This window comes from Lonsdalea britannica, assembly GCF_003515985.1.
In the GTDB taxonomy this organism is placed as follows: Bacteria; Pseudomonadota; Gammaproteobacteria; order Enterobacterales; family Enterobacteriaceae; genus Lonsdalea; species Lonsdalea britannica.
Map to the genome: position 1 here is coordinate 1,086,008 of NZ_CP023009.1, position 15,714 is coordinate 1,101,721.

The following is a 15,714-nucleotide window of genomic DNA, read 5'->3' on the forward strand; positions in this document are numbered from 1 at the left end:
AACATCAACCATTTAACTTACGAAGAGGCATTGTGCTGTGAATATTAACGCTACAATCCTCGGCCAGGCCATTGCGTTTGTCCTGTTTGTCCTGTTCTGCATGAAGTACATATGGCCGCCGATTATGGCAGCCATTGAGAAGCGTCAAAAAGAAATTGCTGACGGTCTGTCTTCTGCTGAACGCGCCAAGAACGATCTGAACCTAGCGCAGGCCAATGCGACCGATCAACTGAAGAAAGCTAAAGCGGATGCTCAGGTCATTATTGAGCAGGCGAATAAGCAACGCGCTCAGATTCTGGAAGAAGCGAAAGTGGAAGCAGAAACGGAACGCAACAAAATTGTGGCGCAGGCCCAGGCTGAGATTGACGCTGAACGCAAGCGCGCTCGCGAAGAGCTGCGTAAGCAGGTCGCCTCGCTGGCCATTGCGGGTGCCGAGAGAATTATTGAACGTTCCGTGGATGAAGCTGCTAACAGCGACATCGTCGATAAACTGGTCGCTGAACTGTAAGGAGGAAGGGGCTGATGTCTGAATTTGTCACGGTAGCTCGCCCCTACGCCAAAGCAGCTTTTGACTTTGCCGCAGAACACCAGGCGGTTGAACACTGGCAGTACATGCTGGCATTTGCTGCGGAAGTAAGCCGAGATGAACAGATCGCCGAGTTGCTTTCCGGCGCTGTCGCGCCGCAAACGCTGGCGAATACCTTCATCGAGGTGTGCGGTGATCAACTGGATGATGCGGGCCAAAACCTGATTCGGGTTATGGCCGAAAACGGGCGTTTACTGGTGCTTCCTGAAGTACTGGAACAGTTTGTTCAACTTCGTGCGGCACAGGAATCGACAGTTGATGTCGATGTGATTTCCGCCACGACGTTGAACGAGCAGCAGCTATCCAAGATAGCGGTTGCGATGGAACAACGTCTGTCACGTAAAGTGAAGCTGAATTGCAAAATTGATAAGTCTGTTATGGCCGGCGTGATCATTCGCGCAGGCGATATGGTGATAGACGGCAGTATTCGTGGTCGTCTGGATCGTCTGGCAGACGTCTTGCAGTCTTAAGGGGACTGGAGCATGCAACTGAATTCCACCGAAATCAGTGAACTGATCAAGCAGCGGATTGCTCAGTTCAATGTTGTGAGCGAAGCTCATAACGAAGGTACTATCGTTTCCGTCAGTGACGGGATCATCCGTGTACACGGTCTGGCCGATGTCATGCAGGGGGAAATGATTTCTCTGCCCGGCAACCGTTATGCCATCGCACTGAACCTGGAGCGCGACTCCGTGGGTGCCGTGGTGATGGGTCCGTATGCGGACCTGGCCGAAGGCATGAAAGTGAAATGCACCGGCCGTATCCTGGAAGTTCCGGTAGGCCGCGGCCTGCTGGGCCGAGTGGTCAACACACTGGGTGCGCCTATCGACGGTAAAGGTCCGGTAGAGCACGACGGCTTCGCGGCCGTTGAAGCGATTGCGCCGGGCGTAATCGAACGTCAGTCTGTCGACCAGCCGGTTCAGACCGGTTACAAATCCGTCGATGCGATGATTCCGATCGGCCGCGGTCAGCGTGAGCTGATCATCGGCGACCGTCAGACCGGTAAAACCGCGCTGGCCGTTGATGCCATCATCAACCAGCGTGATTCCGGCATCAAATGTATCTACGTCGCTATCGGCCAGAAAGCCTCCACGATTTCCAACGTGGTTCGCAAACTGGAAGAGCATGGCGCGCTGGCTAACACCATCGTGGTTGTGGCTACGGCTTCCGAATCTGCCGCTCTGCAGTACCTGGCGCCTTATGCCGGTTGTGCGATGGGCGAGTATTTCCGTGACCGCGGCGAAGACGCACTGATCATTTACGATGACCTGTCCAAACAGGCTGTCGCCTATCGTCAGATTTCTCTGCTGCTGCGCCGTCCGCCGGGCCGTGAAGCATTCCCGGGCGATGTGTTCTATCTGCACTCCCGCCTGCTGGAACGTGCTGCGCGTGTCAACTCGGAGTACGTAGAAAAATTCACCAACGGTGAAGTGAAGGACAAAACGGGTTCTTTGACGGCGCTGCCTATCATTGAAACTCAGGCAGGTGACGTTTCCGCGTTCGTTCCGACCAACGTTATTTCCATTACCGATGGTCAGATCTTCCTGGAATCTACCCTGTTCAACGCTGGTATTCGTCCTGCTGTTAACCCAGGGATCTCCGTATCTCGTGTGGGTGGTGCAGCGCAGAGCAAGATCATGAAGAAACTGTCCGGTGGTATTCGTACCGCTCTGGCACAGTATCGCGAACTGGCGGCGTTCTCTCAGTTTGCCTCCGATCTGGATGATGCAACGCGTAAACAGCTGAACCACGGTCAGAAAGTGACTGAACTGCTGAAACAGAAACAGTATGCGCCGATGTCCATCGCGCAGCAGTCTCTAGTGCTGTTCTCAGCAGAACGCGGTTACCTGGAAGACGTTGAGCTGTCTAAAGTGGGAAGCTTCGAAGCGGCGCTGCTGGCCTATGCCAGCCGTGAGCACGGCGAACTTCTGCAGCAGATCGACCAGACGGGTGCTTATAACGATGAAATCGAGGGTCAATTCAAAACTATCCTCGATACTTTTAAAGCAACCCAGTCCTGGTAATTGCCCGCGGTCTGCCTCACGGCAGACCGCTAGGCTATTGAGGAGAAGCTAAGATGGCCGGCGCAAAAGAGATACGTAGTAAGATCGGAAGCGTCCAGAATACGCAGAAGATCACTAAAGCGATGGAGATGGTCGCCGCTTCCAAAATGCGTAAATCGCAGGATCGTATGGTGGCCAGCCGTCCTTATGCTGAAACTATTCGCAAAGTGATTGGTCACCTTGCGTTAGGTAATTTGGAGTACAGACATCCGTACCTGGAAGAGCGCGAAGTTAAGCGCGTCGGGTATTTTGTGGTGTCTACAGACCGTGGCCTGTGCGGTGGCTTGAATATTAACCTGTTCAAAAAGCTTCTGGCCGAGATGAAAGAGTGGGGCGATAAGGGCGTAGAAAGCGATCTGGCGCTGGTAGGTTCGAAAGGCGTCTCTTTCTTCAATTCCGTTGGCGGAAACGTTCTCGCTCAGGTAACGGGTATGGGCGATGCCCCCAGCCTGTCTGAATTGATCGGATCGGTAAAAGTCATGCTGCAGGCCTATGACGAAGGTCGTCTGGACAAGCTGTATGTGGTGAGCAACAAATTCATCAATACCATGTCTCAGGAGCCTCAGGTTGTTCAGCTGTTGCCTCTTCCCCCGGCGGAAGACAGCACGTTGAAGAAGAAGTCCTGGGATTACCTGTATGAGCCGGACCCTAAAGCATTGCTGGATACCCTCCTGCGCCGCTATGTGGAATCTCAGGTTTATCAGGGCGTCGTAGAAAACCTGGCCAGCGAACAGGCCGCGCGAATGGTTGCGATGAAGGCCGCCACCGATAACGGCGGTAATCTGATTAAAGAGCTGCAGTTGGTATACAACAAAGCTCGTCAGGCCAGCATCACTCAGGAACTCACCGAGATCGTCGGGGGAGCCTCCGCGGTTTAAGCTAGGTTAACGAATTACGTATTGTCGAATTACGTAGAGGATTCAAGATGGCTACTGGAAAGATTATCCAGGTAATCGGCGCCGTGGTGGACGTCGAGTTCCCTCAGGATGCCGTACCGAAAGTGTACGATGCGCTTGAGGTTGAAAACGGTGCTGAAAAACTGGTGCTGGAAGTACAGCAGCAGTTGGGCGGCGGCGTTGTTCGTTGTATTGCAATGGGAACTTCAGACGGTCTGCGTCGCGGCCTGGACGTTGCTAACCTCGGTCACCCGATTGAAGTGCCGGTAGGTAAAGCGACGCTGGGTCGTATCATGAACGTACTGGGCGAGCCGGTCGACATGAAAGGCGATATCGGCGAAGAAGAGCGTTGGGCTATCCACCGCGAAGCGCCGGCGTACGAAGAACTGTCCAACTCCCAGGAACTGCTGGAAACGGGTATCAAGGTTATCGACCTGATGTGTCCGTTCGCCAAGGGCGGTAAAGTCGGCCTGCTCGGCGGCGCGGGTGTGGGTAAGACCGTCAACATGATGGAACTGATCCGAAACATCGCTATCGAGCACTCGGGTTATTCCGTGTTTGCGGGTGTAGGGGAACGTACTCGTGAGGGTAACGATTTCTACCACGAAATGAGCGAATCCAACGTTCTGGATAAAGTGTCTCTGGTATATGGCCAGATGAACGAGCCGCCGGGTAACCGTCTGCGCGTCGCACTGACCGGTCTGACCATGGCGGAGAAATTCCGTGATGAAGGTCGCGATGTTCTGCTGTTCGTCGATAACATCTACCGTTATACGCTGGCAGGGACCGAAGTGTCCGCACTGCTGGGCCGTATGCCTTCCGCAGTAGGCTACCAGCCGACGCTGGCGGAAGAGATGGGTGTGCTGCAGGAACGTATCACTTCCACGAAAACCGGTTCCATCACGTCCGTACAGGCCGTTTACGTCCCTGCGGATGACTTGACCGACCCGTCGCCAGCCACCACCTTTGCTCACTTGGATGCAACCGTGGTACTGAGCCGTCAGATCGCGTCTCTGGGTATCTACCCGGCCGTTGACCCGCTGGATTCCACCAGCCGTCAGCTGGATCCGCTGGTTGTTGGTCAGGAACACTATGATGTCGCTCGTGGCGTGCAGTCCATTCTGCAGCGTTACCAGGAACTGAAAGACATCATCGCGATTCTGGGTATGGACGAACTGTCTGAAGAAGACAAACTGGTTGTATCCCGTGCGCGTAAGATCCAGCGCTTCCTGTCTCAGCCGTTCTTCGTGGCAGAAGTGTTCACGGGTTCTCCGGGTAAATTCGTCTCTCTGAAAGAGACCATCCGTGGCTTTAAAGGCATCATGGACGGCGAATACGACCACCTGCCGGAACAGGCGTTCTACATGGTTGGTTCCATTGACGAAGCAGTGGAAAAAGCCAAGAAACTGTAACGCCTTGATAGGAGGGTGACATGGCTGCTATGACTTACCATCTGGATGTCGTGAGCGCGGAACAGGCAATGTTCGCCGGTCTGGTACAGAAAATTCAGGTGACCGGTAGCGAAGGCGAGCTGGGGATTTACCCTGGTCACGCCCCCCTGCTGACGGCCATTAAGCCTGGTATGGTGCGTATTGTTAAGCAACACGGTGATGAAGAGTTCATCTACCTGTCCGGCGGTACCCTTGAGGTACAGCCGAATGCGGTCACCGTGTTGGCTGATACCGCCATCCGTGGGCAGGATCTTGATGAAGCGCGGGCTTTGGAAGCGAAGCGTAAGGCTGAAGAGCATATCCGTAGTTCACACGGTGACGTGGATTATGCTCAGGCCTCTGCTGAACTGAGCAAAGCCATTGCTAAACTGCGCGTTATCGAGCTGACCAGAAAATCGATGTAACAGAGACAGTCTCCAAAAAGCCGGCCGGTTTTTACCTGCTGGCTTTTTTTATACCCGTGGTCCGGGCGATGTTGTGGGGAGCAATACCTGAAAACGTCGTAAAAGGGTCGCCTCCGCGAAGGAATTCGCCATTTCGTCGGCGTTATCTCGCAAAATGAGGCCAAGCGGGATTTTTCGCTGAAAAATATGTAGTAATCCGGTGTAATAATAGGGTTAACTTTCATTCGTCCCACTTAGTGGGCACCAATCAGTTTCAGTCAGGATGCCTATGTCGAACAGTGCTATCAGCGTCGTGATTCTTGCCGCCGGCAAGGGGACACGCATGTATTCCGATCTTCCCAAAGTTCTCCACCCGCTGGCGGGTAAACCGATGGTTCAACACGTGATTGATACCGCCATGAAGGTGGGCGCTGAGCGCGTTCATCTGGTCTATGGTCACGGCGGCGATCGCCTCAAAAAGACGCTGTCCGGCGAAGCGCTGAACTGGGTGTTGCAGGCTGAACAATTGGGGACGGGCCATGCGATGCAGCAGGCGGCACCTGCGTTTAGCGATGACGAAGATGTCCTGATGTTGTACGGCGATGTTCCGCTGATCTCCGAAGCGACGCTGAAGCGTCTGGTTCAAGCCAAGCCTGACGGCGGTATCGGCCTGCTGACCGTGAATGTGGACGATCCCACCGGGTACGGCCGCATCGTACGGCAGGACCATGAGGTCGTCGGCATTGTGGAACATAAAGATGCCAGCGAAGCGCAGCGTCAAATCGGCGAAATCAATACGGGTATTCTGGTCGCGGGCGGTCGCGATCTGAAGCGTTGGCTCAGCCAGCTGACCAATAACAATGCGCAGGGCGAATACTACATCACCGATATCATTGCGATGGCCGCTCAAGAGGGTCGTCGCGTTGCAGCGGTACACCCTGAGTGTGCCAGCGAGGTGGAAGGCGTTAATAACCGTCTCCAGCTGGCGCGTCTGGAACGTATCTACCAGCAGGAGCAGGCGGAGAAGCTGTTGCTGGCGGGAGTGATGCTGCAGGATCCGGCGCGCTTCGATCTGCGCGGCAACGTGAAGTTTGGCCGTGACGTCACCATTGACAGCAATGTCATACTGGAAGGCGACGTCACTCTGGGGGATCGCGTGACGATTGGCGCGGGCTGCGTGATCAAAAACAGCGTCATTGGTGATGATTGCGAAGTCAGTCCATACTCGGTGTTAGAAGACGCCGTGTTGGAAGCGAAGTGCACCATCGGGCCATTTGCACGTCTGCGTCCCGGCGCGGAGCTGGCCGAAGGGGCTCACGTCGGCAACTTCGTTGAAATGAAAAAAGCCCGTTTGGGTAAAGGCTCCAAAGCCGGTCACCTGACCTATTTAGGCGATGCTGATATCGGCGCGAACGTCAATATCGGCGCTGGCACCATCACCTGTAATTATGATGGGGCCAACAAACATCAGACCATCATTGGCGATGATGTGTTCGTGGGTTCGGACACCCAACTGGTGGCGCCGGTTCGCGTTGCTAAGGGAGCGACTCTCGGCGCGGGGACCACCGTCACTCGCGACGTCGGCGAGAACGAGTTGGTGCTCAGCCGTGTCCAGCAGACGAATATCGCTGGCTGGCAGAGACCGGCGAAGAAAAAGTAAATCTATTCGACGATGGCGGCGGATATGCGCCGTCGTCGAATAGATCATCCCGCCCGAACAGGGGCGGGATGCGCATTGTCTTGATGAAAGACGGTTTTGTCCTGCCTTTTCACACTGATGCGCGAACTTGCAGGCCAAAACATAATAATTCCCCACTCTACAAGGCTCGGGGAGCCCGGAATATACCGGATTAATCAGGTCAAAGACTTCATCGGTGACACAGTATGTCGCCTCTATAGGAATACCATTGTATGTGTGGAATTGTAGGCGCAGTCGCGCAACGAGATATTGCTGAAATCCTGCTGGAAGGGTTACGCCGTCTGGAATACCGGGGCTATGATTCGGCCGGTCTGGCGGTTGTCGATAACGAAGGGCATATGACCCGTCTGCGTCGTCTGGGCAAGGTGCAGATGCTGGCTCAGGCGGCGGACGAACATCCGCTGCACGGCGGCACCGGCATCGCCCATACGCGTTGGGCGACGCATGGCGAACCGTCGGAAACGAATGCACACCCGCATGTGTCTGAAAACATCGTCGTGGTGCATAACGGTATTATCGAAAACTATGAGCCGCTGCGTGAAACGCTGACCGCTCGAGGTTTTCGATTTGTTTCCGAAACGGATACGGAAGTTGTCGCGCATCTGGTGCGCTGGGAACAAAAAGAGAACGGCGGTTCGCTGATTGATATCGTCAAACGCGTCATTCCTCAGCTGCGCGGCGCTTACGGTATGGTGTTGATGGACAGCCGCGATCCCAACGTTTTGGTGGCCGCGCGTTCCGGTAGCCCGCTGGTCATTGGCCGTGGCGTAGGGGAAAACTTCATCGCTTCCGATCAGCTGGCGCTGCTGCCGGTTACGCGTCGCTTTATCTTCCTGGAAGAAGGCGATATCGCCGAAGTCACTCGCCGTACGGTACGTATTTTCGATCGTCAGGGTGCGGAAGTGACGCGCGAAGAGATCGAATCCAGCGTGCAGTACGATGCCGGAGACAAAGGCGCCTACCGCCATTACATGCAGAAAGAAATTTATGAACAGCCTCTGGCGATCAAAAACACGCTGGAAGGCCGTTTTAGCCACGGCGAGATCGATTTGTCCGAGCTGGGCGCGCAGGCGGATGAACTGCTGTCTAAAGTCGAGCATTTACAGATTATCGCCTGCGGCACCTCCTACAACTCCGGGATGGTGTCCCGCTACTGGTTCGAGTCGCTGGCCGGTATTCCGTGCGACGTCGAAATCGCTTCCGAATTCCGTTACCGCAAGCCTGCCGTGCGTCGTAACAGCATGATGATTACGCTGTCCCAGTCTGGAGAAACCGCCGATACGCTGGCGGCGCTGCGTCTGTCCAAGTCGCTCGGCTACCTGGGTTCGCTGGCGATTTGTAACGTCGCGAGTTCGTCGCTGGTGCGCGAGTCCGACCTGGCGCTGATGACCAAAGCGGGCACCGAAATCGGCGTGGCGTCGACCAAGGCTTTCACCACTCAGCTGACGGTCTTGCTGATGCTGGTAGCGCGCATTGGGCGCCTGCGCGGTATGGCTCCTCAGGTCGAGCATGATATTGTGCATGCTCTGCAGGCCTTGCCTGCGCGCCTGGAGCAGATACTGTCTCAGGACAAGCTGATTGAATCGTTGGCGGAAGGCTTCTCCGACAAACACCACGCGCTGTTCCTGGGCCGTGGCGACCAGTATCCCATCGCGATGGAAGGGGCGCTCAAGCTCAAAGAGATCTCCTACATTCACGCGGAAGCGTACGCTGCCGGTGAGTTGAAACACGGCCCGCTGGCGTTGATTGATGCGGATATGCCGGTCGTGGTGGTGGCGCCGAATAACGATTTGCTGGAAAAACTCAAATCCAACATTGAAGAAGTGCGCGCCAGAGGCGGCGAGCTGTATGTCTTCGCGGACGAAGAAGCGGGATTCACCTCGGACAGCAATATGATGAAAATCATCCCGTTGCCGCATGTGGAAGAAGTCATCGCCCCTATCTTCTACACCGTGCCGCTTCAGCTGCTGGCTTATCACGTCGCCTTAATTAAAGGGACGGATGTGGATCAGCCGCGCAACCTGGCTAAATCCGTTACCGTTGAGTAATTAACCCTGCCTCGTCAGCCAGTGAAATAATGTTTATATTCTCTGGCTGACGTTATTTTTTCCTTTTTCTTTAATTCCGTTATAAATTTTTCCGCCCAGCGAACCAATGCTAGGGAGCAACGGATGGGGCATACTTTTCCACTTTGGAGCAACCGGCAAGTTCAACCAGCAAGCGAATTTTTCTGTGGTGTGGGTAAGGCATCGGTGGACAGGGCAGAGGTTGACGATTTTTTCTTATTGTTGATTATGGTAGTGGGTCTAGGTTTGGAAAGCTGATAATTATGTGCATCGAACAATTGGCAATATGGATGCTTTAATTATTGGCTGATTTTCCACCGCTGGAAGTAAGCCTCTCTCTTATTTATCGGATAACCTATTTCCTTCCCGGGTTATCCGATATCTCGATTCTTTCTATTTTTTATCTCCTCCGTTTCTTATAAGAACATATTCAGCGCACTTCCATTCCTAATCAAAATCATCGATAAAAATTATTCTCTGCCGATTTTTTTATATTTCAATCCCGTTTCATTCCGATCTGTTTTGATGCTAATGATTGATTTTATGGATAATTACCAGTCTGGCTTACAACCTGGTTAGGGCTGTATTCTTTGCCTTCGTGAGTGACCTTAATTCGTCATTTCTGACGCATAAAGGCGAGTTCATAGAATGATTCGTGGAGAAGAAAAATAAATCGGCGGGTCGTTTAATTCGGCGTTAATTACCGTTGAGGCCAGGTGAAAATGGTGAAGATAAATTAAACGGCGAAGGCGTAAAAAAGCGCGAATTAACTACGAAATAGGGGGGCATCGAAGCGTCATGGTAAACGCGGGGGTGTGTCATAAAAATGTCATATTTCGTACATTTAACTGTCACCGAATTGACCTATTTTTTGCTGCAGCAAACTACACTCTGATAATACACACTCGCTCTGGGTCTACACGTTGACAATATCCCACAGGAGGGATTATGAAACTGATTCGTACCACTGTTGCCAGTATTGTTGCAGCAAGTGTTTCTCTGACTACCGTCTCTGCTTTCGCTGCCGTTAACATCACCGGCGCAGGTGCGACATTCCCCGCGCCGGTCTATGCCAAATGGGCTGACTCCTACCAGAAAGAAACCAGCAATAAAGTTAACTATCAAGGTATTGGTTCTTCCGGTGGTGTTAAACAGGTGACGGCGAAGACCGTCGATTTCGGCGCATCCGATGCTCCGTTGACGGATGAGAAGCTGACTCAGGACAAACTGTTCCAGTTCCCAACCGTCATCGGCGGCATCGTGCTGGCGGTTAACGTTCAGGGCGTAAAGCAGGGTGAGCTGACGCTGGATGGCAAAACGCTGGGCGATATCTACCTGGGCACCATTAAAAAATGGAATGATCCGGCTATCGCTAAGCTGAACCCGAACGTCAAGCTGCCGAATCAGGATATCGCCGTGGTCCGCCGTGCAGACGGTTCAGGCACCTCCTACGTATTCACCAGCTACCTGGCTAAGGTCAACGCACAGTGGAAAGAGAAAGTCGGGTCCGGCAACACCGTGAGCTGGCCGACCGGTCTGGGCGGTAAAGGCAACGACGGGATTGCCGCTTTCGTACAGCGTCTGCCGGGTTCTATCGGCTACGTTGAATACGCCTATGCTAAACAGAACAACCTGGTTTACACCAAGTTGATCTCCGCTGACGGTCAAGCGGTCAGCCCGTCTGGCGCGTCGTTCAGTAATGCGGCGAAAGGCGTAGACTGGAGCAAATCCTTCGCACAGGACCTGACCTTCCAGAAGGGCAGCGACGCATGGCCTATCACCTCCACCACCTTCATCTTGCTGCAAAAAACGCAGAATAAACCTGAGATCGGCAAAGAAGTGCTGAAGTTCTTCGACTGGGCTTACGATAAAGGCGCTGCTCAGGCGGAAGCGCTGGATTACGCGACATTGCCGAAAGAGGTCGTTGAGCAGGTGCGCGCAGCGTGGAAAACCCAGATTAAAGACAGTGAAGGTAAAGCCCTGTACTAATCGGACGTTGTACGATAGAACGTTTCCCATTATGTAGTCACTGAGAGGTGGATAAACCGGAAACGGCATATCCACCTTTGAACTTTTCATTGGGTTATCCCAGTTTATTAGGAAGAGAGTTGTATGGCTGAATATAAGCCAACCATTACTCCACCAGGAAAACATGGCGACGTGATCTTCGGCGCGGTGGTCCGGTTGGCGGCGCTGTTAACGTTGTTGCTGCTGGGCGGTATTATCGTTTCTCTGATTATTGCGTCCTGGCCCAGTATTCAAACCTTCGGTTTTTCATTCCTGTGGACGAAAGAGTGGGATGCACCCGCTGGTAAATTCGGTGCGCTGGTCCCGATTTACGGCACCATCGTCACCTCCTTGATCGCACTGATTATCGCTATACCCATCAGTTTCGGCATCGCGCTATTTCTGACGGAGCTGGCTCCGGGCTGGCTCAAACGTCCATTAGGCGTCGCCATTGAGCTGCTGGCGGCGATCCCCAGCATCGTGTACGGCATGTGGGGGCTGTTTATTTTTGCCCCGCTGTTCGCGCAATATTTTCAACAGCCGGTAGGAAACGTACTGTCAGCGATCCCGTTCGTGGGGGCCTTATTCACCGGTCCTGCCTTCGGCATTGGTATTCTGGCCGCGGGCGTGATTCTGGCCATCATGATCATCCCTTATATCGCCGCCGTTATGCGCGACGTCTTTGAGCAGACGCCGGTTATGATGAAAGAGTCGGCTTACGGCATTGGCTGCACCACCTGGGAAGTGATCTGGCACATCGTGCTGCCGTTCACCAAAAATGGGGTGATTGGCGGCGTCATGCTGGGTCTGGGCCGCGCGTTAGGCGAGACCATGGCGGTGACCTTCATTATCGGTAATACCTATCAGTTGGACAGCGTTTCGCTGTTTATGCCTGGCAATAGCATTACCTCCGCGCTGGCCAACGAATTCGCCGAGGCGGATTCCGGGCTGCATACTGCGGCGCTGATGGAGCTGGGGCTGATTCTGTTTGTGATTACATTCATTGTCCTGGCCTGCTCGAAATTTATGATCATGCGTCTGGCGAAAAATGAGGGAGCGAGCTGATGGCGACGATGGAAATCGAACGCAGCGACGAGATAGCGCGCAATCGACGCAAAATGCAGTCCTGGCGTCGGCAGAAAAACCGTATCGCGCTGTGCCTGTCCATGTTGACCATGGCGTTCGGGCTGTTCTGGCTGATCTGGATTCTGTTCTCCACTTTTACCCGGGGATTCGACGGCATGTCGATGGCGCTGTTCACTGAGATGACGCCGCCGCCCAACACCCCGGGAGGCGGTCTGGCGAATGCGATCGTCGGCAGTGGACTGCTGATCTTATGGGCGACCTTGTTCGGCACGCCGCTGGGTATTCTGGCCGGTATCTATCTGGCGGAGTACGGCCGTAAATCGCTGATCGCCGAAGTGATTCGCTTCATTAACGATATTTTGCTGTCGGCGCCTTCCATTGTGGTCGGCCTCTTCGTTTATACGCTGGTGGTGGCGAAGATGGAGCATTTCTCCGGCTGGGCTGGCGTGATCGCACTGGCGCTGTTGCAGGTGCCGATCGTGATCCGAACGACTGAAAACATGCTGAAGCTGGTGCCGGACAGCCTGCGCGAAGCCGCATATGCGCTGGGAACGCCGAAGTGGAAAATGATTTCCGCCATTACCCTGAAAGCCTCGGTATCCGGCATCATCACCGGGATTTTACTGGCGGTGGCGCGTATCGCCGGGGAAACGGCGCCGCTGCTGTTCACCTCGCTGTCGAATCAGTTCTGGAGCACCGATCTGATGAATCCGATAGCCAACCTGCCGGTCACCATCTTCAAGTTCGCCATGAGTCCCTTCAAGGAGTGGCAGGATCTGGCTTGGGCCGGTGTGCTGCTGATTACGCTCTGCGTTCTGTTGCTGAATATTGTGGCGCGCGTGCTGTTCGCTAAGAAAAGCGCCTAAAACCCTGTCGAGTGTTGCGTAGCAGCACCACCGCTAGAAGAGAGAAGTCTTGATGAGTATCGTTACTGAGACATCCACCAGCAAAATCCAGGTGCGTGATCTGAATTTCTATTATGGAAAATTTCACGCGCTGAAAAACATCACGCTGGATATCGCACAGAATCAGGTCACAGCGTTTATCGGTCCATCGGGGTGCGGTAAATCGACGCTCTTGCGCACTTTGAACAAAATGTATCAGCTCTATCCGGAGCAGCGCGCCGAAGGCGAAATCCTGCTGGATGGGAACAACATCCTCACTGATAGTCAGGATATCGCCCTGTTGCGCGCCAAAGTGGGCATGGTTTTCCAGAAACCGACGCCGTTCCCGATGTCGATTTACGACAACATCGCCTTTGGCGTTCGCCTGTTCGAAAAGCTGTCTCGCGTCGACATGGATGAACGAGTGCAGTGGGCGTTGACCAAGGCGGCCTTGTGGCAGGAAACGAAAGACAAACTGCATCAGAGCGGTTACAGCCTGTCCGGCGGTCAGCAGCAACGTCTGTGCATCGCGCGTGGGATCGCCATCCGGCCGGATGTGCTTTTGCTGGATGAGCCCTGTTCGGCGCTGGACCCGATTTCGACGGGGCGCATCGAAGAGCTGATTTCCGAGTTGAAGAAAGACTACACCGTGGTGATTGTCACCCATAATATGCAGCAGGCAGCGCGTTGTTCCGATCATACGGCGTTCATGTATCTGGGAGAGCTGATTGAATTCAGCGACACCGACACGCTGTTTACTGCGCCACAGCAGAAACAGACCGAAGACTACATCACCGGTCGCTACGGTTGATCAGGGGAGTTTGATGGAAAACCTCAATCTAAATAAACATATCTCCGGTCAGTTCAATGCTGAGCTTGAGCACATTCGCACTCAGGTGATGACGATGGGCGGGCTGGTGGAGCAGCAACTGACGGACGCCATCACGGCGATGCATAACCAGGATGAAGATCTGGCCAAACGCGTCATCGAAGGCGACGCCAAGGTTAATATGATGGAAGTGAGCATTGATGAAGCCTGCGTGCGCATCATTGCCAAACGTCAGCCTACGGCGAGCGATCTGCGTCTGGTTATGGCGATCATCAAGACGATTTCCGAACTGGAACGCATCGGCGACGTGGCGGACAAAATCTGCAGCACGGCGCTGGAGAAATTCTCGCACCAGCATCAGCCGCTGTTGGTCAGCCTGGAGTCTATGGGGCTGCACACGGTGCAGATGCTGCACGACGTGCTGGACGCGTTTGCCCGAATGGATCTGGAAGAGGCGATCCGCATCTATCGGGAAGACCGCAAGGTGGACAAGGAGTACGAGGGCATCGTGCGTCAGCTGATGACCTACATGATGGAAGACTCGCGCACTATTCCGAGCGTGTTGACCGCGTTGTTCTGCGCGCGTTCCATCGAACGTATCGGCGACCGCTGCCAGAATATTTGCGAAATTATTTTCTATTTCGTCAAAGGCCAGGATTTCCGCCATGTCGGCGGCGATGCGCTGGAAAAATTGCTCATCGAAAACGATGCGAAAAAAGACAGCTAACGTCTTGGTTCCTGCCTCACCGATAAGCCTCGCACTGCGGGGCTTTTTCTTTTTCCGGGCGGAAAAAATATCGCGACCGGCGGGATATGTAACATAACATTATATTATAGTCGGATATGTTATTTCCCTATATTTAGTCGGGTGTTAGCCTATAACCTATAAAAAACGGGGCAGGGATAACACATGAAAAATCGCTTTTTGACGTTAACGCTGGTGGCCGGATTGGCCACGCTGACAGGGACCGCTCAGGCGGATAAATTGGCGGATATTCAGAAGTCCGGCGTAGTCAAAGTCGCCGTGTTCGATAGCAACCCGCCGTTTGGTTATGTGGATCCCCAGAGCAAGAAGCTGGTGGGCTACGATGTCGATATCGCCGAAGCTGTCGGCAAAGCGCTAGGCGTCAAAGTCGAGCTGCGCGCCACCAACCCCGCAAACCGCATTCCGCTGCTGGTCTCGAAAAAAGTGGATCTCATCGCCGCTAACTTCACGATCACCGACGAACGCGCCAAACAGGTCAATTTCAGTATTCCTTACTTCTCCACCGGACAGAAATTCATCGCCCGCAAAGGCGTCCTGAAAACGCCGGAAGATATCAAAAACCTGCGCATTGGGGCGGATAAAGGCACCGTGCAGGAAATCACGCTGCGCGAGCACTACCCGACGGCCAAAGTGATCTCCTACGATGACACCCCGCTGGCTTTCGCGGCGCTGCGTAACGGCAACGTGCAGGCGATCACGCAGGATGACGCCAAACTGGTCGGTCTGCTGGCGAACGTCCCGGCGGCGCAGAAGGCGGAGTTTGAAATCTCGCCGTTCAGCATCACGCGCGAATATCAGGGTATTGGTATCCCCAAAGGGGAAGACGCGTTGACGCAAAAGGTGAGCGACGCGCTGTCGGCACTGGAAAAACAGGGTGAGGCAGAGAAGATCTATAACCGTTGGTTCGGGCCGGAGACGCTTTCCGCACAGCCGCGCGGCGACTTTAAGTTTGCGCCGTTAGATCAACAACCTAAAAGCTGATTTTCCCACAGATGACT

The 15,714-nt window shown here is 54.0% G+C and carries 14 protein-coding genes; all 14 read left to right on the plus strand.

The annotated features are described in order from the left end of the window. The first annotated feature begins 37 nt into the window (after nucleotides 1-37). Nucleotides 38-508 carry a F0F1 ATP synthase subunit B gene (gene atpF / locus CKQ53_RS05145; protein WP_026738608.1) on the plus strand — a complete coding sequence of 157 codons (471 nt, stop codon included), beginning with the start codon at nucleotides 38-40 and terminating at the stop codon, nucleotides 506-508. Nucleotides 509-522: 14 nt separating this feature from the next. Then, on the plus strand, nucleotides 523-1,056 hold the full coding sequence (atpH, locus tag CKQ53_RS05150) for a F0F1 ATP synthase subunit delta (protein WP_085650610.1): 534 nt from the start codon (nucleotides 523-525) through the stop codon (nucleotides 1,054-1,056). A gap of 12 nt (nucleotides 1,057-1,068) precedes the next feature. After that, a complete protein-coding gene (atpA, locus tag CKQ53_RS05155) occupies nucleotides 1,069-2,610 on the plus strand; it encodes a F0F1 ATP synthase subunit alpha (protein ID WP_085650611.1) in 1,542 nt (513 codons plus the stop codon). Between the two features lie 53 nt (nucleotides 2,611-2,663). Further along, a complete protein-coding gene (atpG, locus tag CKQ53_RS05160) occupies nucleotides 2,664-3,527 on the plus strand; it encodes a F0F1 ATP synthase subunit gamma (RefSeq protein ID WP_085650612.1) in 864 nt (287 codons plus the stop codon). Nucleotides 3,528-3,574: 47 nt separating this feature from the next. Further along, nucleotides 3,575-4,957: a F0F1 ATP synthase subunit beta gene (gene atpD, locus CKQ53_RS05165; protein ID WP_085650613.1), complete on the plus strand. Its 1,383-nt coding sequence runs from the start codon at nucleotides 3,575-3,577 to the stop codon at nucleotides 4,955-4,957. 29 nt (nucleotides 4,958-4,986) lie between these two features. Continuing rightward, nucleotides 4,987-5,400, plus strand: a complete 414-nt coding sequence (locus tag CKQ53_RS05170) for a F0F1 ATP synthase subunit epsilon (protein ID WP_026738603.1) — start codon at nucleotides 4,987-4,989, stop codon at nucleotides 5,398-5,400. Between the two features lie 268 nt (nucleotides 5,401-5,668). After that, nucleotides 5,669-7,039 carry a bifunctional UDP-N-acetylglucosamine diphosphorylase/glucosamine-1-phosphate N-acetyltransferase GlmU gene (gene glmU, locus CKQ53_RS05175; RefSeq protein WP_094117948.1) on the plus strand — a complete coding sequence of 457 codons (1,371 nt, stop codon included), beginning with the start codon at nucleotides 5,669-5,671 and terminating at the stop codon, nucleotides 7,037-7,039. Between the two features lie 251 nt (nucleotides 7,040-7,290). Continuing rightward, entirely contained in the window at nucleotides 7,291-9,126 is a 1,836-nt protein-coding gene (gene glmS, locus CKQ53_RS05180; RefSeq protein ID WP_094117947.1) for a glutamine--fructose-6-phosphate transaminase (isomerizing), read from the plus strand. A gap of 966 nt (nucleotides 9,127-10,092) precedes the next feature. Next, nucleotides 10,093-11,133: a phosphate ABC transporter substrate-binding protein PstS gene (pstS, locus tag CKQ53_RS05185; protein ID WP_085650632.1), complete on the plus strand. Its 1,041-nt coding sequence runs from the start codon at nucleotides 10,093-10,095 to the stop codon at nucleotides 11,131-11,133. Nucleotides 11,134-11,256: 123 nt separating this feature from the next. Continuing rightward, nucleotides 11,257-12,216 (plus strand): phosphate ABC transporter permease PstC, encoded by a 960-nt coding sequence (pstC, locus tag CKQ53_RS05190; RefSeq protein WP_085650633.1) that lies wholly within the window; start codon nucleotides 11,257-11,259, stop codon nucleotides 12,214-12,216. After that, nucleotides 12,216-13,103: a phosphate ABC transporter permease PstA gene (gene pstA, locus CKQ53_RS05195; protein WP_094117946.1), complete on the plus strand. Its 888-nt coding sequence runs from the start codon at nucleotides 12,216-12,218 to the stop codon at nucleotides 13,101-13,103. The genes pstC and pstA overlap by 1 nt, the downstream gene beginning before the upstream one ends. Nucleotides 13,104-13,155: 52 nt before the next feature. Further along, nucleotides 13,156-13,932 carry a phosphate ABC transporter ATP-binding protein PstB gene (gene pstB, locus CKQ53_RS05200; protein ID WP_094117945.1) on the plus strand — a complete coding sequence of 259 codons (777 nt, stop codon included), beginning with the start codon at nucleotides 13,156-13,158 and terminating at the stop codon, nucleotides 13,930-13,932. Nucleotides 13,933-13,945: 13 nt separating this feature from the next. Continuing rightward, the gene (gene phoU / locus CKQ53_RS05205) at nucleotides 13,946-14,677 is read left to right on the plus strand and encodes a phosphate signaling complex protein PhoU (RefSeq protein ID WP_085650636.1); all 732 of its coding nucleotides are present in this window, start codon (nucleotides 13,946-13,948) and stop codon (nucleotides 14,675-14,677) included. A 183-nt stretch (nucleotides 14,678-14,860) separates the two neighbouring features. Beyond that, complete coding sequence (locus CKQ53_RS05210) at nucleotides 14,861-15,697, plus strand: ABC transporter substrate-binding protein (RefSeq protein ID WP_085650637.1); 837 nt, start codon at nucleotides 14,861-14,863, stop codon at nucleotides 15,695-15,697. The last annotated feature ends 17 nt before the right edge of the window (nucleotides 15,698-15,714 follow it).

Bases quoted from the DNA above. Each gene is read 5' to 3' on its own strand.
- glmS (WP_094117947.1), top strand. From the start codon at position 7,291: ATGTGTGGAATTGTAGGCGCAGTCGCGCAACGAGATATTGCTGAAATC.
- glmU (WP_094117948.1), top strand. From the start codon at position 5,669: ATGTCGAACAGTGCTATCAGCGTCGTGATTCTTGCCGCCGGCAAGGGG.
- pstA (WP_094117946.1), top strand. From the start codon at position 12,216: ATGGCGACGATGGAAATCGAACGCAGCGACGAGATAGCGCGCAATCGA.
- atpG (WP_085650612.1), top strand. From the start codon at position 2,664: ATGGCCGGCGCAAAAGAGATACGTAGTAAGATCGGAAGCGTCCAGAAT.
- phoU (WP_085650636.1), top strand. From the start codon at position 13,946: ATGGAAAACCTCAATCTAAATAAACATATCTCCGGTCAGTTCAATGCT.
- pstS (WP_085650632.1), top strand. From the start codon at position 10,093: ATGAAACTGATTCGTACCACTGTTGCCAGTATTGTTGCAGCAAGTGTT.
- atpD (WP_085650613.1), top strand. From the start codon at position 3,575: ATGGCTACTGGAAAGATTATCCAGGTAATCGGCGCCGTGGTGGACGTC.
- pstC (WP_085650633.1), top strand. From the start codon at position 11,257: ATGGCTGAATATAAGCCAACCATTACTCCACCAGGAAAACATGGCGAC.
- atpA (WP_085650611.1), top strand. From the start codon at position 1,069: ATGCAACTGAATTCCACCGAAATCAGTGAACTGATCAAGCAGCGGATT.
- CKQ53_RS05170 (WP_026738603.1), top strand. From the start codon at position 4,987: ATGACTTACCATCTGGATGTCGTGAGCGCGGAACAGGCAATGTTCGCC.
- CKQ53_RS05210 (WP_085650637.1), top strand. From the start codon at position 14,861: ATGAAAAATCGCTTTTTGACGTTAACGCTGGTGGCCGGATTGGCCACG.
- pstB (WP_094117945.1), top strand. From the start codon at position 13,156: ATGAGTATCGTTACTGAGACATCCACCAGCAAAATCCAGGTGCGTGAT.
- atpH (WP_085650610.1), top strand. From the start codon at position 523: ATGTCTGAATTTGTCACGGTAGCTCGCCCCTACGCCAAAGCAGCTTTT.